Origin of the sequence: Bacillus sp. FJAT-49711 (assembly GCF_018343715.1) — a bacterium.
In the GTDB taxonomy this organism is placed as follows: domain Bacteria; phylum Bacillota; class Bacilli; order Bacillales; family Bacillaceae_C; genus Lederbergia.
The window spans coordinates 128,258-150,758 of the sequence record NZ_JAGYPL010000003.1 but is presented as its reverse complement, the minus strand read 5'-3'; the positions used below and the strand labels follow the sequence as shown (position 1 = coordinate 150,758).

General features: G+C 37.5%; 21 protein-coding genes. 12 read left to right on the top strand and 9 right to left on the bottom strand.

Going from position 1 to position 22,501, the window contains the following annotated elements; translation table 11 throughout:
* Window positions 1-21: 21 nt before the first annotated feature.
* Window positions 22-1,173, top strand: a complete 1,152-nt coding sequence (locus KHA96_RS14750; protein WP_249315541.1) for an IS4 family transposase — start codon at window positions 22-24, stop codon at window positions 1,171-1,173.
* A gap of 162 nt (window positions 1,174-1,335) precedes the next feature.
* On the opposite strand, the gene KHA96_RS14745 is transcribed toward KHA96_RS14750, so the two are convergent.
* From KHA96_RS14745 to KHA96_RS14730, 4 genes are all read right to left on the bottom strand, one after another.
* The gene (locus KHA96_RS14745; RefSeq protein WP_249315682.1) at window positions 1,336-3,291 is read right to left on the bottom strand and encodes an LTA synthase family protein; all 1,956 of its coding nucleotides are present in this window, start codon (window positions 3,289-3,291) and stop codon (window positions 1,336-1,338) included.
* 255 nt (window positions 3,292-3,546) lie between these two features.
* On the bottom strand, window positions 3,547-3,714 hold the full coding sequence (locus tag KHA96_RS14740; protein WP_213130093.1) for a hypothetical protein: 168 nt from the start codon (window positions 3,712-3,714) through the stop codon (window positions 3,547-3,549).
* A 148-nt stretch (window positions 3,715-3,862) separates the two neighbouring features.
* Window positions 3,863-4,546 carry a FadR/GntR family transcriptional regulator gene (locus KHA96_RS14735; RefSeq protein ID WP_213130092.1) on the bottom strand — a complete coding sequence of 228 codons (684 nt, stop codon included), beginning with the start codon at window positions 4,544-4,546 and terminating at the stop codon, window positions 3,863-3,865.
* Between the two features lie 23 nt (window positions 4,547-4,569).
* Window positions 4,570-5,259 (bottom strand): FadR/GntR family transcriptional regulator, encoded by a 690-nt coding sequence (locus KHA96_RS14730; protein WP_213130091.1) that lies wholly within the window; start codon window positions 5,257-5,259, stop codon window positions 4,570-4,572.
* Window positions 5,260-5,553: 294 nt separating this feature from the next.
* On the opposite strand from KHA96_RS14730, the gene KHA96_RS14725 reads away from it, so the two are divergent.
* The 9 genes from KHA96_RS14725 (at window position 5,554) to KHA96_RS14685 (ending at window position 16,256) form a co-directional block, all read left to right on the top strand.
* Complete coding sequence (locus tag KHA96_RS14725) at window positions 5,554-6,501, top strand: dihydrodipicolinate synthase family protein (protein WP_249315637.1); 948 nt, start codon at window positions 5,554-5,556, stop codon at window positions 6,499-6,501.
* A gap of 30 nt (window positions 6,502-6,531) precedes the next feature.
* The gene (locus tag KHA96_RS14720) at window positions 6,532-7,488 is read left to right on the top strand and encodes an ABC transporter permease (RefSeq protein WP_249315635.1); all 957 of its coding nucleotides are present in this window, start codon (window positions 6,532-6,534) and stop codon (window positions 7,486-7,488) included.
* Window positions 7,489-7,505: 17 nt separating this feature from the next.
* The gene (locus KHA96_RS14715; protein ID WP_349305767.1) at window positions 7,506-8,390 is read left to right on the top strand and encodes a carbohydrate ABC transporter permease; all 885 of its coding nucleotides are present in this window, start codon (window positions 7,506-7,508) and stop codon (window positions 8,388-8,390) included.
* Window positions 8,391-8,414: 24 nt separating this feature from the next.
* A complete protein-coding gene (locus KHA96_RS14710; protein WP_213130090.1) occupies window positions 8,415-10,118 on the top strand; it encodes a type 2 periplasmic-binding domain-containing protein in 1,704 nt (567 codons plus the stop codon).
* Window positions 10,119-10,211: 93 nt separating this feature from the next.
* A complete protein-coding gene (locus tag KHA96_RS14705) occupies window positions 10,212-11,552 on the top strand; it encodes a sialidase family protein (protein ID WP_213130089.1) in 1,341 nt (446 codons plus the stop codon).
* Between the two features lie 78 nt (window positions 11,553-11,630).
* Entirely contained in the window at window positions 11,631-12,614 is a 984-nt protein-coding gene (locus tag KHA96_RS14700) for an SGNH/GDSL hydrolase family protein (protein ID WP_213130088.1), read from the top strand.
* Between the two features lie 18 nt (window positions 12,615-12,632).
* Complete coding sequence (locus KHA96_RS14695; protein ID WP_213130087.1) at window positions 12,633-13,319, top strand: N-acetylmannosamine-6-phosphate 2-epimerase; 687 nt, start codon at window positions 12,633-12,635, stop codon at window positions 13,317-13,319.
* Window positions 13,316-14,227, top strand: coding sequence for an ROK family protein (locus KHA96_RS14690; protein ID WP_213130086.1), 912 nt, complete (start codon window positions 13,316-13,318; stop codon window positions 14,225-14,227). The genes KHA96_RS14695 and KHA96_RS14690 overlap by 4 nt, the downstream gene beginning before the upstream one ends.
* A gap of 283 nt (window positions 14,228-14,510) precedes the next feature.
* Window positions 14,511-16,256 (top strand): glycoside hydrolase family 35 protein, encoded by a 1,746-nt coding sequence (locus tag KHA96_RS14685; RefSeq protein WP_213130085.1) that lies wholly within the window; start codon window positions 14,511-14,513, stop codon window positions 16,254-16,256.
* Window positions 16,257-16,465: 209 nt separating this feature from the next.
* Here KHA96_RS14685 and KHA96_RS14680 read toward each other — a convergent pair whose 3' ends face one another.
* The 5 genes from KHA96_RS14680 to KHA96_RS14660 all read right to left on the bottom strand — a co-directional run bounded on the left by KHA96_RS14680 (window position 16,466) and on the right by KHA96_RS14660 (window position 20,709).
* Window positions 16,466-18,118: a b(o/a)3-type cytochrome-c oxidase subunit 1 gene (locus tag KHA96_RS14680; RefSeq protein WP_213130084.1), complete on the bottom strand. Its 1,653-nt coding sequence runs from the start codon at window positions 18,116-18,118 to the stop codon at window positions 16,466-16,468.
* On the bottom strand, window positions 18,115-18,588 hold the full coding sequence (locus tag KHA96_RS14675) for a cytochrome c oxidase subunit II (protein ID WP_213130083.1): 474 nt from the start codon (window positions 18,586-18,588) through the stop codon (window positions 18,115-18,117). The genes KHA96_RS14680 and KHA96_RS14675 overlap by 4 nt, the downstream gene beginning before the upstream one ends.
* A 187-nt stretch (window positions 18,589-18,775) precedes the next feature.
* Window positions 18,776-18,898 carry a cytochrome C oxidase subunit II gene (locus tag KHA96_RS14670; RefSeq protein WP_213130082.1) on the bottom strand — a complete coding sequence of 41 codons (123 nt, stop codon included), beginning with the start codon at window positions 18,896-18,898 and terminating at the stop codon, window positions 18,776-18,778.
* Between the two features lie 460 nt (window positions 18,899-19,358).
* Complete coding sequence (locus tag KHA96_RS14665; RefSeq protein WP_213130081.1) at window positions 19,359-20,039, bottom strand: Crp/Fnr family transcriptional regulator; 681 nt, start codon at window positions 20,037-20,039, stop codon at window positions 19,359-19,361.
* A 10-nt stretch (window positions 20,040-20,049) separates the two neighbouring features.
* Window positions 20,050-20,709: a hypothetical protein gene (locus KHA96_RS14660; RefSeq protein WP_213130080.1), complete on the bottom strand. Its 660-nt coding sequence runs from the start codon at window positions 20,707-20,709 to the stop codon at window positions 20,050-20,052.
* 150 nt (window positions 20,710-20,859) lie between these two features.
* Between KHA96_RS14660 and KHA96_RS14655 the strand changes: the two genes are divergently transcribed.
* Both KHA96_RS14655 and KHA96_RS14650 read left to right on the top strand, forming a co-directional pair.
* On the top strand, window positions 20,860-21,762 hold the full coding sequence (locus KHA96_RS14655; protein ID WP_213130079.1) for an ABC transporter ATP-binding protein: 903 nt from the start codon (window positions 20,860-20,862) through the stop codon (window positions 21,760-21,762).
* On the top strand, window positions 21,762-22,499 hold the full coding sequence (locus tag KHA96_RS14650) for an ABC transporter permease (RefSeq protein WP_213130078.1): 738 nt from the start codon (window positions 21,762-21,764) through the stop codon (window positions 22,497-22,499). The genes KHA96_RS14655 and KHA96_RS14650 overlap by 1 nt, the downstream gene beginning before the upstream one ends.
* The last annotated feature ends 2 nt before the right edge of the window (window positions 22,500-22,501 follow it).

Below are 22,501 nucleotides of genomic sequence, written 5' to 3'. Positions count from 1 at the left end.
TCTTTATTACCAGCCACAACACTGGCATGCCCATCCCATAATTACAACTTCACAAAATTATCGGATGAATCCTTAGTGAAAATATTTCTCCTTTCGACCCTCTTTCGCTGGGGTAGCCTTCGGGAAATCGAAGTAGCTATAAGGTCGAAAAAGCAGATCCAAAATGAACTCAAGATTGGCTCCATTAGTGCTTCTCAGATAAGCCGTCGGCTTAGGTCCTTGGATACAGCTGAGTTATCAGCCTTGTTGGGTCGCATCGCATGGAAATATTGGTCCATTAAGTCCAAGGCAAAAGGAATCCATTCAAATGTAGGGATATTACGTATCATTGATTCAACGTTCATAAAATTGCCCAACCAGGCTTCCGACTGGACGGCTGTATCAAAAGATTCCAGCGGGGTAAAATTGCATCTTTGTTTGGCCGTTGCCTCTTCCGACAGTGTGTTTCCTGAACGGATGATTCCTTCCACCTCCAATGTTGCGGATATAGATGCCGTCAATCATTTGATTGATTGTGACGATGCCACCTATGTCATGGATCGTGGATATGGTGAAAAAACTAAAATAGGCGGTTGGCTTAGCAGGGGCGTCAAGTTCTTAGTCCGTGTAAAAAAGACCTTTAAAGTTGAGACATTGAGAGAATATACCCCTGATGTACCTAATGTAACAAAGCATGCGAAAGTCTCGATAAGGACAAGGCCTGAAAGGTTGAAGCTCGTTGAATTTACGGATAACGAAGGCACATTTTTCCGAATCTTGACAAATCGCTTGGATTTAACTGAACAGGAGATCATGGATACCTATAAAAACCGATGGTTTATTGAGATTTTCTTCAAATGGTTAAAACAACATATTAAAGTAGAGCATCTATTCAGCCATTCGCCGATTGGAATATGGAATCAACTATTCCTTTCTCTCATTACCTTTGGATTGCTTGAGATATTAAAACTACTGAAACAGCCTAGAAAAACAGCTTGGCAATTTTTAAGGATCCTTCGCCAATATCTTTTGGATTCGTGGGATGAAGTAAACAGGGAATTTTATCGCCCTCAAAAAAGAAGCAAAGGAAGACAGAAGGTACCTAGTAAAATACCTATCCCACGAATATATGGTGAAAATGTAGCAATTGTCAGCCCGATTTCAAAGGATCATTACGTAAAGAAAGAAAAATAGAAAAGTAAATATTTACAAAAAAAGGGAACTGGGTCGAAATAGACTGAGCGTTACCTTTTTTTAAAAAATAGAATGAAAGCGACTGGAAAATTTTTACTTTTAAATCAAAAGTTACATTTATTGGTTATCGTGCAACACTAGTGTTGGGTGCCTGGCACTCGCTCAATTCTCAATTTTGCGATAATAGTCTTTTTCGAGTATTTTTGTTGAGTAGTAGAATTTGGCTTCTACGATGGAGGATATATGTTTGATATAGTCCTCGTTGATTTGTTCGCCGTTGGTTGGTGTGAATGTGCGGGTTTCGGCGTTGTATGTTCCTTTGTCGGTAATAAAGCTTTTGTTTAGGAAGGGAATGAGGGGCTCGGAATTGGAAAAGATGTCTTTGCCCATGAGAAGTCTGGAATCGTATTTGAGACCTAGCAAGTTGGAAAGTGTTGGTAAGATATCTAAGCTTGATGCAGGTTTTGAAATGACTTCCGGTTCCATTCCTTTTGTATATAGAATAAAGGTATTTTTATAAAGTTCAAAGTTTTTTTCGACAGAATGGCCTGCAAGTTCATCAATTGTTTGATCGTCGAGACCATATGGATAATGGTCGGCACTTAAAGCGATCAGTGTTCGATCTGCAACACCCGCTTTTTCCAATTCAGCTAATAAATGCTCTAGGGCGCGATCAAGTTCAATTTGCGTTGCTATATAAGCCTTTGCTTCGTCAGAGTACGGTAAATATTCAACATATTTTTTGTTTTTCCATGCCATATAGTTTCCGGTGAAAGAATATTGCATATGACCACTAACTGTCATGTAATACGTATGAAATGGTTCATCGTGAATGTATTCCGGGACCGTTTTTTCCATCATTTCAAGGTCCGATTCCGGCCATGTTTCTTTTACATCAAGTCCATTGCCAAGTCCTTTATAATCATATCCTAAATTAGGATGGGAGATGTTTCGCCCATAGTAAGTGTACGTATGATTATGATAGGCCCTAGAGGAATAATTTAACTTTTTTAGTCGATTCCCAAGGACAAAGGGGAGATGATTTTTACCTGATTCTTGAAAACTCCAAACCCCGCTTTTCGGAATTAAGCTTTGTAAGGCAACATATTCACCATCTGAAGTGCTAACTTGCCAGATAGGTGTGTAAAAATTCGTAAATTGATACCCTTTATGGGCGAGTTTAAATAATGTAGGAGTTACATTCTTGTCAATTGCAAAAGGTGAAAAACCTTCTGCAGTAAGAAGAATAAGGTTATACCCTTTATATTTTCCAGTGTAATCATTTTTTTCTGTCGGCTGAACACTTGAAAAATATTGATGAATGTCTTTGATTGCTTGATCACTTTCCTCTGAAATAAGATTGGAAAAATCAATATCTAATACATTGTACTCTACAACCTTTTCTTCTTGTTGTTTTTCTGGAATTTCTTTGGCGGGTTTTGATTTAATTGGCCTAGGCTCAGCTATAACCGGAGCCTTTACATCAGGAGACCAATGAGTAACCAATCTTTGAAAATCAAGGCGCATTGAGGTCAGTAATCCAAGATGTTCGACTGAAAGCAAAGGAGAATTATTTTTAAAATACAGATCATAAGCTGTGTTCTGTGCTTTTCCGCTTGCAAATACTGCAGCAATCCCTACTGAATAACAGAGTACAAATAAACAAAGCAATACACCGCGTTTAGCCCAGCTCATTTTATTTAAAGGCAACATCTTCTTGCCGAAAGCAATTAATATGATGATAGGTAAAAGCAATAAGATAGAAACGATAAAATGGTCAAGTAAGTACTGGGCAACATCCTTCCAAAATTCGAAGATCTGAGCGCTTTTTCCTAAAGAATACATACTATAAAAGGTTCGGAAAAATTGAAAATATATAAGCTGAGAAACATATATAATAACGACAATAATAAAAAGGAAACTAGACAGAATTAATCTTGCAGTACCTTGGACAAAGCTGCATATTAAATAGATAGCCAACATGTATGCAGTAAGAAAATAAAAAGAAATGACGATATCCGTGTAAGAAAACGTATTGATCGTAGATAATCGAAACATAATATCGATAAAGGAAATGGAGAGAAAAAGGTAAACAAATAGTAATTCTTCTTTTAACATAGCAATCAAGCAGTTCACCTCCAAATATGGCTGATTCATATATTTAGACGTATCCGGTTATTTAGGAGTTACACACTGCAAAAATATAGGCTTTCTTAAAATATATATATAAATTAGGGGATGTATGAAGGCTTGGCAGATCTTTTTATATTATGGATGACTTAAGACCTTTAATAAAAAAAGGCGATTCTCGAAAAAGAGTCGCCTTCTTAAATATTTGATGTATTTTCAGTTAAGTTCGGATCATAGGCTGATTTAGGGCATTTCGTCTTCTTTAATCCGGTTTTTAAATGCTTCATGAGTAACAATGTTTTCCATTTGCTCAGTTTGCCTCGTGTGTTCCTTTTCTCCAGCTAGACTATTTTTAGGAAAGTTACCGGGATGTCCTTTTTCTTTATGGTTAAAGCCTTTGCCGCGACTCATATTATTCGCTCCCTTCTTTATTTGCCTTTTTAGTATGAACCGTCATAAAAAAATTATGAATAAGATTTTTTTACAATATCTTTTGGCAAGACGAAAGGAGACTTATTCTGTTTATTGCGACAAGATATAGGCCATTACTTTTCCCAATTTAAATACTAACTTTATGATTTATCGAATACTGCAGGTGATCAGTTAAGAGTTGAATAGCTAGCTTTTTATTCTTATCTTTTATAGCATCTATGATCAATTGGTGCTCCGATATTGTTTTGTTCCTATTTTTTTCGTCCATCATACGGGAGACGCCTGAAAAATATTGTACGATAACATCGGTTAATTGCGTAAATAGCTCATTATTCGTTGCTTTAATTAACTCTTTATGAAACTCAATATCTAGTTCTTTGAATGCATCGGAATTCGTTGTTTGAGACATTTCGAAAATGATTTTTTCCAATTCTGCTAAGTGTACTGTATCTGAATTGGCGATAATTTGTTCAATCGCCGTTTTTTCAAGCAACTGTCTTAGTTCAAAAAGTTCTTCAATCCGCTCGTTATTCATTCTCCAGAAAAAGAGTAAATGATTAAGGATGACACTCGTGTCGTCTGTATTGACGAAAGCGCCTTCCCCATGCCGTATCACAATAATTCCAGTTGATTCCAACGCGCGCAACGCTTCTCTTACAATTACTCTGCTCACATCTAACATTACGGCTAAATCCCGTTCAGAAGGGAGTTTATCGCCTGTTTTTAATTGATGATCAATAATATATTGTCTTAAATTTTCACTAACAATTTTACTTAAAGTAAATCTTTCTCTATCTTCAATTCGTTTCAATAAAATCACAGCCTTAATTTGTTTTAATCTTCTTCCCAATCTTCGAGTAAACTATACAAATGATGCAGATGGGCCTTCATCGCTTGCTTTGCTTGCTCTACATCCTTTTTTAAAATTGAATCAATAATTGTTTGATGTTCTTTATAGGAGGCAACGTATTGATCTAAATCTATAATTTCTTCTAGTTGATTCATATTAAAATATTCAGTAATAATGGATGATACCTGTATAAAGGTTTCATTTCCAGTTGCATTCATTAATGAACGATGAAAATGCAAATCCTCGTTTTTAGGCTTTTCGCCACTTTTGGCCTTTTTTAAAAACACATCATTCCAATAGGACATTTGCTTTATTTTTTCAAGATTATAATGATTGATAGCTAGATCTATAGCGCCTAGTTCTAATATAATTCTAGTATCAATGACTTCCATAAATTTCAACTTATCAATTGTTAGAAAGGGGGATATTTTTCGTAAAATACTTTGAATCTTAATTTCTTTTACAAAAATGCCAAGTCCTTGTTTAATTTCAATAATCCCTTGAGATTGTAATGTCTTTAAAGCTTCCCTGACAATCGTTCTGCTAACCCCAAGCATGTCAATAATTTCTTTTTCGGTAGGGAGACGATCACCAGGCTGGCATTTGTTCTCAGATATATATGATTTGATTCTATCACTAACAACTTCCGCCAATGTTTGTTTGCGTTTTACCATCAGTTACTTTCACCCCTATCTAACTCTGATTGGAAATAGGATAACCTTACTATCTATTATAACGATTGATCAACTTCAAAAAACTACATAAATTAATTTTACAAAAAAAGATTGACATTTTTTCTGAAAGCGATTAATTTTAATGTACAAGCTTCAAGTGGTCAGACCATAGGATGACCCATAAATTAATCTTACACGTTGGAAAAATTTTAATCAACTGGAAGATTTCAGTTGGATAAAAATAGGATTCTTCTAACTGGTAGTACCATAGTATGATTATCGTGAATACATACTATGACAATAAAACAGAAATGGGATGAAATGATGACAACATGGGATTTGGACAAATTTAAAGGTGTTTTTGTAGCAATGTACTCTGCTTATGATGAAACAGGAGAGGTAAGCCCGGAAAGAGTAAAGAAGCTTGCTAGATATTATGTGAATTCTGGAGTGAAAGGATTATATGTCGGCGGAAGCTCTGGTGAAGGAATTCTTCAAACTGCTGATGAAAGAAAAGCAGTTTTGAAAGCGGTTATGGAAGAAGTTGGACAAGAACTGACAATCATTGTTCATGTCGCAGCTAACTCTACTAAAGAAAGCAAGGAATTAGCTATTCATGCAGAAGCTTTAGGCGCGCATGCCATATCAGCGGTACCTGCAATTTATTATCGCTTATCTGAGAAAGCCGTTGAAAAACATTGGCAAGAAATGATTGATAGCTCATCTCTGCCTTTCATTATTTACAACATTCCCCAAACAACAGGTTTTAACTTAACACAAAGCTTATTTAAAAAAATGGCAGCTCAAGATAAAGTAATTGGAATCAAAATGTCAGGTGAGAGTGTGTTTGAACTTCAACAATTTAAAGCAAATAGTGGAAAAGAGTTTTTAGTATTTAATGGACCAGATGAGCAATTTTTAGGTGGGCGAATTATGGGGGCAGACGGAGGGATTGGTGGTACGTACGGAGTGATGCCTGAATTGTTTGGCCAACTAGACAATTACTTCAACCAAAACCAAATTGTAAAAGCTCAAGAACTGCAAAATAATATTAACTCTATTATTACTAAACTATTAAGCTATCCTTCCTTGTACGGCGCAACAAAAGCCATTTTAAGCTTAAGAGGGATTGAAACCGGTTCACCGCGTTTACCACTATTGCCGGTGCAAGAAAATGATTGGGATTCATTGCGTGAACTTAATAAAGAGATTGAAAGTTTAATAATGGTTCACTCATGCTAAAACTGATTTTTATATAAAGGAGGAGAAAAGTTGGAAGCGAATACGAATATCTCAGAAAAAACATTGGAGATAAAAAACCCGAAAAAATCTACGTGGGAACAAATGAAAAGAATGAAATTACTTTATGTCATGCTCTTGTTCCCAGCCATTATGTTATTTATTTTTAGTTATCTTCCAATGTATGGGGTTATTATCGCCTTTAAGAATTTTTCGCCAGGTTTAGGCATTTGGGATAGCCCATGGAATGATTTTGAACATTTTAAAAGATTATTTACGGACTTTATGTTTTTAAGGGCATTAAAAAATACATTAATCATTAGTATTTTGAAAATCGCGATTGCATTTCCGGCACCCATCATATTTGCCATATTGCTGAATGAAATTCGCAATCAAAAGTTCTTAAAAGTGACTCAATCGATTTCTTATTTACCACATTTCATGTCTTGGGTTATCTTGTCGGCGATGATTATAGAAGTATTTTCACCGCAAAGAGGGATCATCAATTTTATCATTACAGCATTTGGCGGAGATCCCGTGAACTTTTTGGCTAGTAAAGTATTCTTTATTCCTGTTCTTTTACTGACTGATATTTGGAAGGAAATTGGGTATGGTGCGATTATTTATTTGGCAACGATTGCATCCATTGATCCGGCATTATATGAAGCTGCTGAAATGGACGGAGCAGGCAGATTTAAAAAGATGATTCATATTACACTTCCGTCAATTATGCCAATGGTCATTATTCTTTTTATCCTCAGGCTTGGAGGAATTTTGAATGCAGGCTTCGACCAAATTTTGAATCTATACAATCCACTTGTTTACGAAGTCGCAGATATTATCGATACGTATGTGTATCGAAGTGGGTTGGAACAATTCCAGTTTGATTATGCAACAGCAGTTGGGTTGTTCAAAAACGTAATCGGCATCATATTCATCTTGGGAGCCAATGCCATCATACGTCGTAAAAGTGAACATGGAATTTGGTAGAAAGGGGATGAGAGCAAGTGAGCAAAAAAAGATTTTCATTATTTGAAATAATGTTGGTAATTGGATTTACTTTCTTTTCAATCATCGTTTTATATCCATTTTGGCAAACAATTGTCATCTCGTTTTCAGACCCGAAACAGATTTCAGGCTTAGGGATGAATCTATGGCCAGAAAGATGGATTACAGATGCTTACGAGTTTGTATTTACTTATGGAAATACGATGAAAGCTTATGCAAATACAATTTTCCGTACTGTCTCTGGAACATTTTTAATCGTTGCTTTCACCATGCTAGCGGCATATCCGCTATCCAAAAGAGATTTGCCCTTCCGAAATACGATCACTATCTTTTTCTTAATTGCCATGTTTTTTTCGGGTGGAATAATTCCAGATTATTTATTAATTAAAAACTTAGGCTTGATTGATACAAGATGGGCGTTAATATTGCCATCAGCTGTAAACGTTTTTTACATCATTATCATGAGAAACTACTTCATGACGATCGATAAAGGAATTGAAGAGTCCGCCATTATGGACGGGGCAGGATATTTCACGATTTTAACAAGAATTATTTTGCCATTATCAAAACCAGTAATCGCAACGATTGCTCTATGGGCAGCAGTTTTCCATTGGAATGAATGGTTCCATGCCCTTGTGTATATACAAGATGATGCGAAAAGCGTCTTGCAAATCGTTGTTCGAAAAATGTTGACCGCGATGGATGCATCACAATCAGAAAATGCGGCAGCCATTGGTGCAGGTGGCGGTTCATCCCAAAACTTGCTACTAGCTAATGTGCGTGCTGCGACGGTTATCATTTCAATCGGCCCGATTGTCTTGGTATATCCATTCGTTCAAAAATATTTTATAAAAGGGATTATGATAGGTTCGCTTAAAGGCTAACCCAATCAAAAAGGAGGAAAAAGGATGAAGAGAATGAAAAAGGCTTTGCTGGCTGGATTCATGGCAACAGCATTAATTGTTTCCGGTTGTGGATCAAAAGCTGGTAATAACAAGACTGAAGAAGTGGATGTTTCCAAGTTGCCTGAAGCTGGAGACTTCTCAAAAGAATTATCGTTGAAGCTTTCTGGTTCGATAACGAGAGGAAAAGTGGAAGACGGCAGCTACGTTCAAAAACGTCTAGAAGAACAATTTAATGTTAAAATTATAAATACTAAAGTTGATACTTGGGATGCAGAACAAACAAACTTATTAGTTGCTTCTGGAGACTTGCCTGATACTTTTTCTTTCACTGCGGGTGGTCAAACAGCTCAAGAAATGTATGATTCAGGTTTAACAAGAACCATTCCTAAAGAAATGTTAGAAAAATATGCACCACGGTATATGAAAATGTTGGAAGAAAATCAGCCTGGACCGATAATGAACTTAAAAGACGGTACAGATAATGAATATTTACAATTGATTGGGCAATATGCACACGTAGAAGGTATGGCATGGGGACCAACATTGCGTCTAGATTGGCTAGAAAAATTAGGATATGAAATCCCTGGGGATTTAAAACCGGTCGGACCAAGCGGCGGACGTGAGAAAATTTACTTTACTGAACACAGCTATACATTGGAAGAGTTAGAGCAAATATTAAAAGATTTTACGTTCAAAGATCCAGATGGGAACGGTAAAAATGATACGTATGGTTTATTGCCTGCAAATAACAACCTAAACTGGGCAGCCACACTGATGGGGGCTTTCCAATTAGGTAACGGCTACAATTTTATCGAGAATGATAAATTAACTCGCATGGAAGTATCTAAAAAGTATAAAGACTTCTTAAAGCTAATGGCGAAATGGTATAAAGAAGGAATCATTGACCCAGAATTCACAACATTAGATGAAAAATTGACTTGGGAAAAGTACAAATCTGGAAAAATTGGTTACTTTATTGCACAACCGGCTTATCTTGCAATGGACGATTGGGCAAAGGGTCGTGCACCGCAAAACATTGTTGAAAATCCTGATTCTACAGCAAAGGTTCTTGCTACGGGACCTGAAATTGGTCCAGATGGACAACAAGGAATTGGAGCCTACCTTCCAGTCGTTGACTTAGCAGATGCTTTCTATGTTTCGAAAAATGTTACTAATGAGGAATTGGCTCGTATTCTTCAAATTTTTGATTATATTAATTTTGACAATGAAGCAAGATGGACATTGTACGGAGAAGTTGGAGTACACTCAGATTGGGAAGGAGAACCTGAAAAGTCAGCGCTTAAAGTACGTCCAGAATTTGCTGAACAAGAAGGGAATTCTGGTTTCTGGGCATACAACTTCCGTACGTATGATAAAGAAAGGGTTCAATGGTTTACTTCAGAATATACATTAAAGTTAAAAGATGAGTGGTATGCTCGCGAAGATGTTAAAGAAAAAATGCTAATCCGCCCTTATAAATGGGATCTACTAAACAAAACGAAATTAAGAGAAATTGATAAGCGCTACGGTGGACAACTGACCACAATTGTTGACGAATTCAGAATGAAGGCCATTGTCGGAGAAATCGATGTCGACAAAGAATGGGATAAATACGTTGACAACTGGATGAAAAATGGCGGTAAAGAACTTCTTGAAGAATTAGATAAAGCACCATTAGTTTCTGATCTTTTAGAAGGTAAACAATAATGAAAATGTCGTCCCGCGTTGTAGACATTCGCGGGACCCTTTATTAATCTTAGGCTCTGACGCCAATTTATCAAATATAAGGAGATTTGCGACATGCCAAATATTCAAGCAGAAGCGATATATTATCCAGATTTTGCTGGGTCGAAAGCGTATCGAATTCCATCCATGATTACAACAACAAAAGGAACAGTCATAGCAGGGATTGATGCTCGCATTGTAGATCAAAGAGACAATCCGAATAAAATTGATGTGACGATTCGTCGCAGTGAAGATAATGGAAAATCGTGGGGACCAGCTCAAAAACTTGCAGCATATGCCGGTGAAGGTTTAGATGGGGCAGCAGCTATTGATACATCACTTTTGCAGGATAAAGTAACAGGAACTATTTTTATGTTATTTATGCATACGCCAGGTGGAATTGGTCTATGGGCGAGTGAAGCAGGAATCGGTTTTGATGCAGAAGGACGTAGAAAGCTGTTTGATTGTGAAGGCAATGTTTATTTCCTTGCAGAAAGCGGAAAGGTTTTAGATTCCGGTCACAATCAAACTAATTATGTTGTCGATGAAGAAGGCTATGTTTTCCAAAATGGCGAAGCAAGAGGGAATATTTATTTTAAAAAAGGCGTAAATCCAAATGAAAGCTTACTAGAAGCAAGAACGTCCTTTTTACAAGTCATTCAAAGTGATGACGATGGTCTGACTTGGTCTAGGCCAAGAGAACTGAATCCAATGGTAAAAGAAGAATGGATGCGTTTTATAGGCTCTGGTCCAGGATGCGGAATACAGCTTCAACATGGAGAGAAAACCGGCAGACTCGTATTTCCAATCTATTTTTCAAATGAGGCTGGAAAATTATCTTGTGCTTGTATATACAGTGATGATCACGGTGCTACTTGGAAGCGCGGCGAATCTCCGAACGATGGCAGGGAATTGGATGGAGAAGTTTTATCTGCTAAGACAATTTCAGAAGAAAAACAATATTTAACTGAATCCCAAGTGATTGAATTGCCTACGGGAGAATTGAAATATTATCTACGTAATCATTATGGACTTCAAAGAACAGCTGTTACTACAAGTACAGATGGTGGAGAGACTTGGGGTGAGGTGACATTTGACGATGCTCTTATCGATCCAATTTGTCAATCAAGTGTCGTTCTTTATCCTGACTTAGGTGATGGCAAGGTTCGCGTTCTTTTTTCAAATCCAGCAGATGAAAAAACGAGAATCAAAGGGACTGTCCGTTTAAGTGAGGACGGAGGAAAAACATGGCCTTACAGCAAAGTAGTAGAAGATGGCTATTTCGGTTATTCATGTTTAACCGTTCTTAAAAATGGTGAAATCGGTATTTTATATGAGCGTGTCGTTGATTATTCAGATTGGAATAATATGGACATCCAATTTGGCACATTTACACTGGATTGGTTAAAGTCATAAGGTGAAAATCCAAATTACAAAAGTATTCATGCTTTTGTAATTTGGTGTTTTATTTTAAAGAAAGAATGTGATGTATATATGAAACCGATAATACTTAATTCGCAAACTTTACTAGGAGCTATTTCCCTTGAAAAAATGGGGGAATTTATAAAGCCATGGCGAATATTTTACGAGGATCGTGATTTTATTACTCCAGATATTTTAAACGGGCAGGCGGAAATTCCTGCTGGAGTTAGAGTTACATTTGAAACAAATTCGTCTAAAATAAAGGTAGAATTTGCGCCAGCTCATACAGAAATTGAGTTTGATATTGTATTAGATGGTGAATGTCGACACACAGCTATTGTTAAAGAAAGTGACTCATTTTTTATATGTGAAAATTTATCGGCTGAAAACAAAAAAGTAGAAATTTATTTATCTCAACAAGAGCGAGTGTTATTGAAAAATGTATATATTGAGGAGAATGCAGAATGGAAAATTCATTCATCTGCTAGAAAGAAATGGCTTGCCTATGGAAGTTCGATTACTCAGTGTCATGCTGCTGAGAGTCCATCCCTTACATGGCCAGCGATTACCGCTAAAAAATTGGACTTAGATCTAATATGTCTGGGCTTTAGCGGGCAATGCCAATATGAGCCGATGATAGCTCGAACGATAAGAGATACACAGGTTGACTTTATTTCATTATGTGCCGGTATCAATACATACGGACATAGTTGCTATAATAATCGTACATTCCAGGCTATAATTATTGGTTTTATTAAAATTATTCGAGAAAAACAGCTTACTGTCCCAATCGTATTAAGTTCACCAATTTACGGGACTTTTAGAGAAGAAACACCTAACCTCGTTGGATTTACTCTTATTGAGATGAGAAAACAAGTGAAACAAATTGTAGATGTTTTTACTAAAAATGGCGATGAACATATTTTCTATGTAGATGGATTAGATATTCTTGATGAAAAATACGAAAACTTATTACCTGATGGGCTCCATCCAGATGCGGAAGGATATAAGCTAATGGGAAATAATTTTGCCAAAGTCTTTAAATCATTTTTATAAAACGAAGGAGATAAGTATATGAGTCACCCATCATTTTTTTCAACGATTCATAAAAAATTAATCGTTTCCTGCCAGGCTCTTGAAAATGAACCTCTTCATGGATCAGAGATTATGGCGAAAATGGCCAAAGCAGCTAAAGAGGGTGGAGCTGTGGCGATCAGAAGCAATTCGGCGATAGATGTTGCCGCTATAAAAAAGCAAACGGGGCTTCCGGTGATTGGATTGGTTAAACGCGACTATCCGGGTAGTGAAGTTTTTATAACGGCAACACTTAATGAAGTGAAGGAGCTTCTAGAGGTAGAACCCGATGTTATTGCGTTGGATGCTACGATCCGCCAAAGGCCAAATGGGGAAACATTGAAAGAATTAGTTAGCTATATTCACGAGCATAGCAATACTCTAGTGATGGCGGATATTGCAACGAAAGATGATGCTGAATATGCAGTTAGCTGCGGAGCGGATATGCTTTCAACTACATTATCTGGCTACACGGCAGATAGTCCAAAGCTTGAAGGACCTGATTTTGAATTAGTCGAGGAACTTTGTAAGAGTTCGAAGGTTCCTGTTATTGCGGAAGGCCGCATCAATACTCCACAGGATGCGAAAAAAATGCTGGAATTAGGAGCATGGTCAATTGTTGTTGGAAGCGCGATTACAAGACCACAGTTGATTACAAAATCATTTGCAGAAGGAATTGAAAAATGAATCAATATTTAGCATTTGATATTGGTGGGACGCAAATTAAATATGGAATCGTTGATGAAGCAGGAAATATCATGTCTCATGGATTAATGGATACAGAAGCGTATAAAGGTGGTCCTTCTATTATTAATAAGGTGATTAATAAGGGGAAGAGCATGCTTAAAGACCACTCCTTCAAGGGTGTGGGGATTAGTACAGCTGGCCAAGTCGATTTCAATAATGGAAAGATTGTAGGGGCTGGTCCTACGATTCCGAACTATACAGGTGTAGAAATAAAAAAGCTCGTCACTGAGGCGCTTGGGTTGCCCGTTGAAGTAAGAAACGATGTCGATTGTGCTGCATTAGGCGAACAATGGCTTGGAGGGCATGACGTAAATAACTTTATCGCGCTAACTGTTGGAACTGGAATTGGCGGAGCGATTGCCATTGACGGTCAAATGTACTCCGGACACTCTTTCAGTGCAGGTGAGTGGGGGTATATGTTAGTTGAGGGAGAACAATTTGAAAAGGTTGCATCCGTTTCCGGCTTGATCAATCTTGCCCGAAAATACAAGGAAGACCGTGATTGGACTGGAAAGGAAATTTTTGCATTGTACGACGAAGGTGATAAGGATATAAAATTGGCTGTGAATACCTTTTTCAAACATTTAGCAATCGGTATCACAAACCTTATTTACATTTTTAATCCCGAAAAAGTGATTGTCGGCGGGGGTGTTACCGCACGAGGCGATAAATTTTTAAAAGAAGTTCGACAGGAAGTCCAAAAGTACGCACAGCCTTCCATTTATAAAAATACTGAAATTGTCTTAGCGAAGCTATCAAATCATGCTGGGATGGTCGGAGCGGTTTATAACTTTTTGAAAAGACAACAATCGTTGGGAAATACGAACGTGTCGCAGCATCAATGTTAAGGCGAGGGCTAGTAAAGGCGAGTTGATGGCTAGAGTAACTCGAACCGATAGTCAGTAAACTTAAGCTGATAGCCAGTAAACTGAATAAACCAGAGTCATAATATTAAAAACTCTAAATATACGCAATCGAAAAGAATTCATCGATGAAGGGGCTAGAAATGAAGCAATTAAGAATGGGTATTATCGGGCCTGGACTTAGAAGTAATATCAGCATCAATCCGTTCAGGTGGAAAAGTTGTTGAGATAGATCGAGGAAACCATTGCCGGGTAGAGGAGGAGCAATATGCCGAAGTTAACGTTTAATGAAAAGTCCTTTCTGCTTGATGGGAAGGAAATCTTACTTTTAAGTGGGGCCATGCATTATTTTCGGACGGTACCAGAATATTGGGAAGATCGGTTAACGAAGTTAAAAGAATGCGGTCTGAATACGGTAGAAACATATGTAGCATGGAATATCCACGAACCTGAGGAAGGTCAATTTGTTTTCGAGGGTATAGCCGATATCGAGCGCTTTGTCCGAACTGCTGAAAAAGTTGGGCTGCATGTCATCGTTAGACCTGGCCCTTATATTTGTGCAGAATGGGAGTTCGGAGGTTTTCCTTATTGGTTAATGACTGTACCGAATATTAAATTACGTTGTTTTAACTCGCCATACTTGGAAAAAGTGGATGCTTATTTTGACGAGCTATTCAAACGCTTGAATCCACTTTTAGGCTCGAATGGTGGCCCTATCATCGCTTTGCAGATTGAAAATGAATATGGCAGCTTCGGCAATGATCAAAGATATTTGCAATATATGCGAGAAAGCATTCAAAAAAGAGTGGGAGATGAACTGCTCTTTACGTCTGATGGTCCACTCCCAAGCATGCTGCATGGCGGGATGATTGAAAATGTGTTGGAGACGGTGAATTTCGGATCAAGGACTGAAGCGGCGTTTGAAGAACTAAAAAAATTGCAGCCAAATGGTCCACTAATGTGCATGGAGTTTTGGCATGGCTGGTTTGACCATTGGGGAGAAGAGCATCACACAAGACCGGCCGATAGTGTTGTAGAAACATTGGAAGAAATGCTCGAAAGAAATGGCTCAGTCAATTTTTATATGGCTCATGGAGGAACGAATTTTGGCTTTTATAATGGAGCGAACCATAATGAAGAAAGCTATCAACCTACGATTACAAGCTATGATTACGATGGATTATTGACAGAGTCAGGAGATGTGACAGAAAAGTTTCACGCTGTTAGAAAAACATTTGAGAAATATGTAGATCTTCCAGAAATGAAGCTGCCAGCCCCAACACTGAAAAAGCAGTATGGAGAAGTTCGTTTAAATGAAAGAGTTGCGCTATTTGATTCATTAGAACAGCTCTCTACACCGCAAAAAAGTGAAGCACCGTTAACGATGGAGCATTACGGTCAAGGATATGGTTTTATCGTTTATGAAACGGTCATTAAAGGAGCGTATGGCAAACAAAGATTAACTGTTCAAGATGTTCATGACAGAGGACAAGTATATGTGAATGGGGAATATATAGGATTAGTTGATAGAATTAGCGGTAAATCTAGTTTAGAAGTAGATATATTGGAAGATGAAACAAACCTCCAAATTATTGTCGAGAATATGGGACGCATCAACTATGGACCATTTCTCGTTGACTTTAAGGGCATCACAGAAGGAGTTAGATTGAACAACCAATTTTTATTTGATTGGACGGTTTACCCATTACCACTACACGATGTGAGCCAGCTAACATTTTCTAATGTAGAAACAAAAGAAAGTCATCCGTATTTTCATCGTGGAACATTAACAATTGATAACGTAGCTGATACGTTCATCGACATGTCTAAATGGACGAAAGGTGTAGTATTCATCAACGGTCACAACCTTGGACGCTATTGGGAAATCGGCCCCCAACAAACACTATACATCCCAGCACCCATACTCCAAAAAGGCAACAACGAAATCATCATCCTCGAACTGCATAAACACGAACAAACTGTAAGATTTCTAAACAAGCCTATATTAGGATAAAAAAAATTGTTCCAGTGCCAGGCACTGGAACAATTTCGGTTCAATTCAAAATGTTTTTAATTGTTTCAGAGTTGTTTGGGTGCCTGGCACCCAAACAATATCCAAACAATTTACTCTTCTTCAACTGTATTAATTTCTACACATATAACTGTGACGGTTGCTAAGACGATCAACATAGCTGCGACGGCTAAAAACATATTTATCATCTCCTACCAAGTGATATGGCCTCCGGATCCGGGAGGGGCGTGTTGGATCATGTGGGTAAGTGGTAGTGCGTACGCCATGATAATGAGGGCGACTGCAACACCGATCCAAATCCACCAGTTTTCCAAGAATTTTGGTGTATGTGTTTTATCGCTTTCCGCAATTGGGAATTCTACAAATTCTTCTTTCAACTTTGCCTCAGGTGCAACGAATAATAGGTTAGCAACGATATAGACTAATAGCATCGCAGATAGGAATAAAATCGTTCCGCCAACCGCCATTGTGACATGGTTTGATAAAATACCATCGAACCATTCCAACGCATTTACATTTCCGTTATAGCCAGAGTAAGCTGTTCTTCTTGGAGCACCAAGCAATCCTAAAATATGCTGAGCGGTAGACATTAAAAGCATACCGACAGACCATGAAATGATTTGGATAAAGGCTAATCTTTGTAAACGTTTTGTGAATTTTCGACCAGTCAAATATGGAACAAGCCAGAATGTGATTCCCATAAATGTCATGGCTACTGGAGTTCCAACGGTAATATGAAAGTGGCCAACAATCCATAGTGTATTATGCACGAGCTCATTTAACTGGAAGCTAGCATTAATAATACCGCCGGCACCACCAGGAATGAAAAACGCCATTGCAATAAAAATGGATGTAAAGCGAACATCTTTCCATGGCAATTTCCTAAACCAACCGAATAATCCTGTACCACCTTTTTCTCTACCAGAAATTTCAAATGTAGCAAACATAGAAAAAGCTGTCATAAGTGATGGAATAATAACCATGAATGTTAAAACGACCTGTAAAAACTTCCAAAAGCTTGAGATGCCAGGCTCTGTTAACTGGTGATGGAATCCAACTGGAATTGAAAATAAAATGAACAATACGAATGATAAGCGAGCTAAAGAATCACTGAAAACCTTTGTACCAAGTATTTTTGGAACGACGACATACCATGCGATATATGCAGGCAAGAGCCAGAAGTAAACGAGTGGGTGTCCAAAATACCAGAATAGAGAGCGGCTGAGTTCAACGTTAATGGAGTCAACCCAACCAAATGCCCAAGGAATATATTGGAACACAACCGTTGCTACAACGCCAAGACATGCAATGATCCATAAAATCAACGTTGAGATGGTCATGTATGCAAATAATGGACTTAACTGACCTTTGTTACGTTTTTTCCATGCAATATAGTGACCAATAAGTGCAAAGCTGCTTAACCAAGTGCCGACAATCACTAATGCGAGTCCGATATAAAACCATCCACTTGCTTTAAGGGGTGCGTAAAATGTATAAAGAACGGAAGCTTTGCCTGAGATAATCATAACCGTAGCAAGAGCTGTTCCGATTGTCGTAACGATAAATCCCAACCACGCGAATACATTTACTTTTGGTCCAAAACCGCCTAATGTTTTACTCATTCCAGCGATTAGAAATGCGAAAATGAAAAATGTTGTATAAATAAGTGCAAGTAATACTCCGTGAGCAGTTAAAATTTGATAATAATCAAGCCATGATGGAAGATCGAGTGCATCGTTTCGTACGAACACTTGCAGCAATCCACATAAAGTTCCGATAATAAAAGCAATGTATGCCACTCCAATATTCCATAATGCTAGTTTACGATCTTGTATTCCTTTCATGGTTCATACACCTCAATCTCTGTTTGCATAAAATGGTGGCCCGTACCGCAATACTCATTGCATAGGACTAAATATTTTCCAGGTTTATCGAATGTATAGCTTTTATGAGTTATCCTTCCAGGTACAACCATCATGTTTACTTTTGTATCTTTAATGGTAAAACTGTGAACAACATCTGTACTAGTTAATGTGAAAATAATTTCTTTTCCTACTGGAATCTTAATCTCAGAAGGTTCATATCCGAAAGCTTTCGCGACAAGGACCACTTCATACGTTTTTTTATCAATTTGCTTCACACCCGGGTTATCGAATGGAGCTGTTTCACTCACTTTTTCCGGATCAATGGTGTCCATCCCACCTGCAGGTGTATGACCTTGCCCAAAGGCGGTTACCCCAACAATACTTAAAAATATGACTAATGATAAAATACCGAAAACCAACCAAATTTTTTCATACTTATGAAAATCCATGATCTCACCTACTTTTCCTTTTTAATAAAATGAACATTTTTTTCGAAACTAGTTTGCCTCTAACTCCAATGCCTCTCGACTAGCAAATTACTTGTACTTTTCCTTACGATAAGTCAACAAGACTCGCCGTGTTTCCTGATAACGCAAGTCTTAATTCCTAAAGTAAGGAAGTCGGTGGGACAGGCGCTTATCTCGCAACATATAGACCGTATACGGCAAACCACATAACTAAAATGATAATTCCAACTGCAAAAACACTGATGAGCGTTCCTTTAAGGTTTACATCTGAACCGTGTTTCTTTTTGGTCATCTGACATCCTCCTATATTGCTGTTTATGGTTAAATCGTACTTTTTTGTGATGCGCATCACAGTGAGAAAAGTCACACTTCATGTTGAAAAATGCACAATGTTAAAATTTAGACATAAAATTGAAAAGCCTTTTCAAAGAGGCTGCTTCTTCAAAACTCAAGGAAGATATGCTTAATAAAGTGGTAGAGCTTGCATTTTTTTGGAGGAGAAATGAAGCAATTTCGAAATATGTTTGTCATTTTGTTTTAATCGGGCAAAAGAAAGATGATCTTTATTAACGGAAAATAGTTGAAGGGGGAGGAGCGGCAATAAATTCGTTGGATAGAGGCAGACAAATGTGGAAGAAAATTTAAAATCAATCGAAATTCAACTTGGCTATAAGATCAACAAGGCGCTTTACAGAGCAAAAAAAAAGCGGACCTCCTTGGTCAGCCTTTTAGCGTCTAAGTCCAGCGCCTATTTAGTCTATTTTACATATTTCAATCGGACATATTTCGCAATGGTTTTCTTCCTTTAAATAATTGAGGTCATGAATGATTAATTTACCATCTTTCATTGAAAGTTTTCCATCTTTTTTCAAGCTGCTTAGCATCCGATTGACAACTTCGCGGCTCATTCCGCAAAAGTTGGCAAGCTCTTGATTCGTAAGTGATAAATCGATAAGGAAACCATTTTCTTGCTCAACCCCGTAACTGTTCGTCAAACGGATCAGAGTAGAATATAATGCACCTTTTTTTCCATGTAAAATGAGATCACGGAATTTTGATTGCATTTTTTTATGGTGAAGGCTCATCATCTTCATAAATTCGACGTTCAGGCTTGGTTTAAGAAGAAGACTCTCCTCGAGATCGTCTTTTTTTATTTTTGCACATACGCTGTCTTCAATAGCTCTTGCATGAACGGTGTAGGAGGCTGGATCAGAATATAGAGAAATCTCATATATAAAATCTCCTTCACTATATATCTGAAACGCTATTTCGCGACCATCGGGCGTTACTTTACCAATTCGAATTCTACCCGAACGGATATAATAAATTCCGTCTGCAGGGTCGCCTTCTTGGAATAAATATGCATCCTTTTTTAATTCAATTTCACTATGAACGATCGTAAGCAAACCCTCTAAATTGGTGTTTCCATTCATATGATCACCCTTATTCAGTATAGAAAGAGATTTTTCCTTCTTCATTAATATTTATTTTTCGTCCATCCATTAACATTATCTCAAGAGGATGTGTTTCGCTCTTTATTTTAGAAAAGTACCATCTTCTACCTGGTGGGACAAGGACAATAAACGTGTCGCCTTTCCCAAGAAAATTCAATTCATCTTGTATTACGTTCGTACTTCCGAATAGTGGGATGCCAAAATCCTGAATATCTTCACCAACGCTTGCCACATCGGGAGTCGTAATGCTGATTTCACTAATATTAAGGAAAGAATCCTCCGATAAATCGCCAAACAAATCCCTTTTCCTACGTCCAATTAATTCAATAATATTTCCTGCCGGATCTTCAAAATACATTGAATCTGCATCAAAACTACGAAAATATACTTCATCTCTGCCATTTTCCCGATTTAAGGGAAGCCGATTTTGCATCCAGTCTTTCATCATAGAAAACTGATTTCCTGGTATATTGATCGCGAAATGATAAAATGCTTTTCGCTCTGATTGTTTAAATGTGATGGTTGATTCGCCTATCTGAACAGTAAATTGATCATTAGTTGCTTCCGTAATGTTAAGATTCATGATATTTCCATAAAATCGCTTTAATGATTTTATCTTATCAGTGTAAAAAGAAACGGATTTGAACATAACATCACCTACGGACTTTTTCTTCTATTATAACATTAATCTTTCGAACGAGATGACAAATGTCATATTGTTTTCATGACAATACTTACTGATTTTCCCTTTTGAAAATTTATAGAATGATATTAATAACAAAACGGAGGAGCGGTTTGAATGGAAAGTGTGGTAGAAATAACAGGTTTAACGAAAACATTCAAGGATAAAAATGCAGTTTCGGATGTATCTTTTTCTATAAAGCGTGGAGAAGTTGTTGCGATTCTTGGACCAAATGGTGCAGGCAAAACAACGACTATGCTTATGATGCTTGGCTTGTTGAGTCCATCAAAAGGTGACGTAAAGTTATTTGAAAAAGATCCTAAATCAAAAAGTGTCCGTGAAAAAATTGGAGTCATGCTTCAAGAAGTAAGTATCATGGACGGTTTAAAAGTAAAGGAAATCATTAGCCTGATTCGTCAATATTATCCGGAACCATATTCTTTGAACCATCTAATACGAATTACAGGATTAGATCAAGATGATTTGAAAAAAAGGACAGAAAAGCTTTCAGGTGGTCAAAAACGCAGGGTTGGCTTTGCGCTTGCCCTTGCGGGGAATCCAGATTTACTATTTTTTGATGAACCGACAGTCGGAATGGATATATCGGCTCGGAAATTATTTTGGCAAACGGTGAAGGAGCTTGCAGATAAGGGGAAAACAATCTTATTTTCAACCCATTATTTGCAAGAAGCAGATGATATTGCCGATCGAATTTTATTATTTAATGAAGGGAAAATCATCGCGGATGGCAAGCCGGAAGAAATCAAAAAGAAGCTTTCCAAACAGTCAGTTTCTTTTATCGCGGACCACACTATCCCGAGAAAGATGTTTCTCGAACTTTCTTATGTATCCGATATGTATGAAAAAGATGGACGGATCTATATTGTGGCAGAAGATACAGATTTAGTGCTTACAAGGATTTTTGAACTCAAATTACAAGTGAAAGATATTCGTGTTGAAAAAGGTCGTCTTGAGGAAGCGTTCGAACAATTAACGACTGAAAATAGGGAGGCAATCTAATGAAGACCATTATCCATCAATGCAAGGCCGAGATATTACGTATGTTTCGAAATCCATATTATATTTTTTGGTCCCTTTTTATGCCAATTGTATTTTATGTTATATTTACAAAAATTGTAAATATACAGGTGCCCGATAAAAAAGTTTGGGATGCTCATTATTTAATGTCGATGACGACATTTAGTGTTATGGGAAGTGCCATCATGACAATGGGAATCCGAATTGTGCAAGAACGAAAAGAGGGGTGGACTACTTTTATTAAAACAACACCTCTTTCAGGTTCCGTGTACTTTTTGGCAAAAATGATGGGGCAGACTGTTGTGCATCTCTTTTCCATCATCGTCATTTTTATTGCAGGAGTATTAATCAACGGTGTTTCATTGCCGATTCATGTTTGGTTCCTGAGCGGTGCTTGGATTCTGCTAGGATCATTGCCATTTCTTGGACTTGGCGCATTAGTTGGAACGATGAAACGGGTTGATACAGCAACAGGAATAAGCAATATGGTATATATGCTCCTTGCCATCAGCGGTGGAATGTGGATGCCAATGGATATCCTGCCTAAAATGGTCCAAAAAGTAGGAAGTTGGCTGCCTTCGTATAATTTTGGAAATGGCGCCTGGGAAATCATCCGCGGGCAATCTCCAGAATTGAAAAATATCGCGATTCTAGCAGCCTACCTTCTAATATTCATGGTATTATCAACTTATATAAGAAGGAAACAGGAAGCGGTGTAATC

Excerpts from the sequence above, each read along its gene's own strand:
- KHA96_RS14740 (WP_213130093.1), bottom strand. The coding sequence starts at position 3,714 with ATGAGTCGCGGCAAAGGCTTTAACCATAAAGAAAAAGGACATCCCGGT.
- KHA96_RS14690 (WP_213130086.1), top strand. The coding sequence starts at position 13,316 with ATGAATCAATATTTAGCATTTGATATTGGTGGGACGCAAATTAAATAT.
- KHA96_RS14680 (WP_213130084.1), bottom strand. The coding sequence starts at position 18,118 with ATGAAAGGAATACAAGATCGTAAACTAGCATTATGGAATATTGGAGTG.
- KHA96_RS14700 (WP_213130088.1), top strand. The coding sequence starts at position 11,631 with ATGAAACCGATAATACTTAATTCGCAAACTTTACTAGGAGCTATTTCC.
- KHA96_RS14685 (WP_213130085.1), top strand. The coding sequence starts at position 14,511 with ATGCCGAAGTTAACGTTTAATGAAAAGTCCTTTCTGCTTGATGGGAAG.
- KHA96_RS14670 (WP_213130082.1), bottom strand. The coding sequence starts at position 18,898 with ATGACCAAAAAGAAACACGGTTCAGATGTAAACCTTAAAGGAACGCTC.
- KHA96_RS14705 (WP_213130089.1), top strand. The coding sequence starts at position 10,212 with ATGCCAAATATTCAAGCAGAAGCGATATATTATCCAGATTTTGCTGGG.
- KHA96_RS14655 (WP_213130079.1), top strand. The coding sequence starts at position 20,860 with ATGGAAAGTGTGGTAGAAATAACAGGTTTAACGAAAACATTCAAGGAT.
- KHA96_RS14745 (WP_249315682.1), bottom strand. The coding sequence starts at position 3,291 with ATGTTAAAAGAAGAATTACTATTTGTTTACCTTTTTCTCTCCATTTCC.
- KHA96_RS14660 (WP_213130080.1), bottom strand. The coding sequence starts at position 20,709 with ATGTTCAAATCCGTTTCTTTTTACACTGATAAGATAAAATCATTAAAG.
- KHA96_RS14650 (WP_213130078.1), top strand. The coding sequence starts at position 21,762 with ATGAAGACCATTATCCATCAATGCAAGGCCGAGATATTACGTATGTTT.
- KHA96_RS14730 (WP_213130091.1), bottom strand. The coding sequence starts at position 5,259 with ATGGTAAAACGCAAACAAACATTGGCGGAAGTTGTTAGTGATAGAATC.
- KHA96_RS14725 (WP_249315637.1), top strand. The coding sequence starts at position 5,554 with ATGACAATAAAACAGAAATGGGATGAAATGATGACAACATGGGATTTG.
- KHA96_RS14710 (WP_213130090.1), top strand. The coding sequence starts at position 8,415 with ATGAAGAGAATGAAAAAGGCTTTGCTGGCTGGATTCATGGCAACAGCA.
- KHA96_RS14665 (WP_213130081.1), bottom strand. The coding sequence starts at position 20,039 with ATGAATGGAAACACCAATTTAGAGGGTTTGCTTACGATCGTTCATAGT.
- KHA96_RS14695 (WP_213130087.1), top strand. The coding sequence starts at position 12,633 with ATGAGTCACCCATCATTTTTTTCAACGATTCATAAAAAATTAATCGTT.
- KHA96_RS14675 (WP_213130083.1), bottom strand. The coding sequence starts at position 18,588 with ATGGATTTTCATAAGTATGAAAAAATTTGGTTGGTTTTCGGTATTTTA.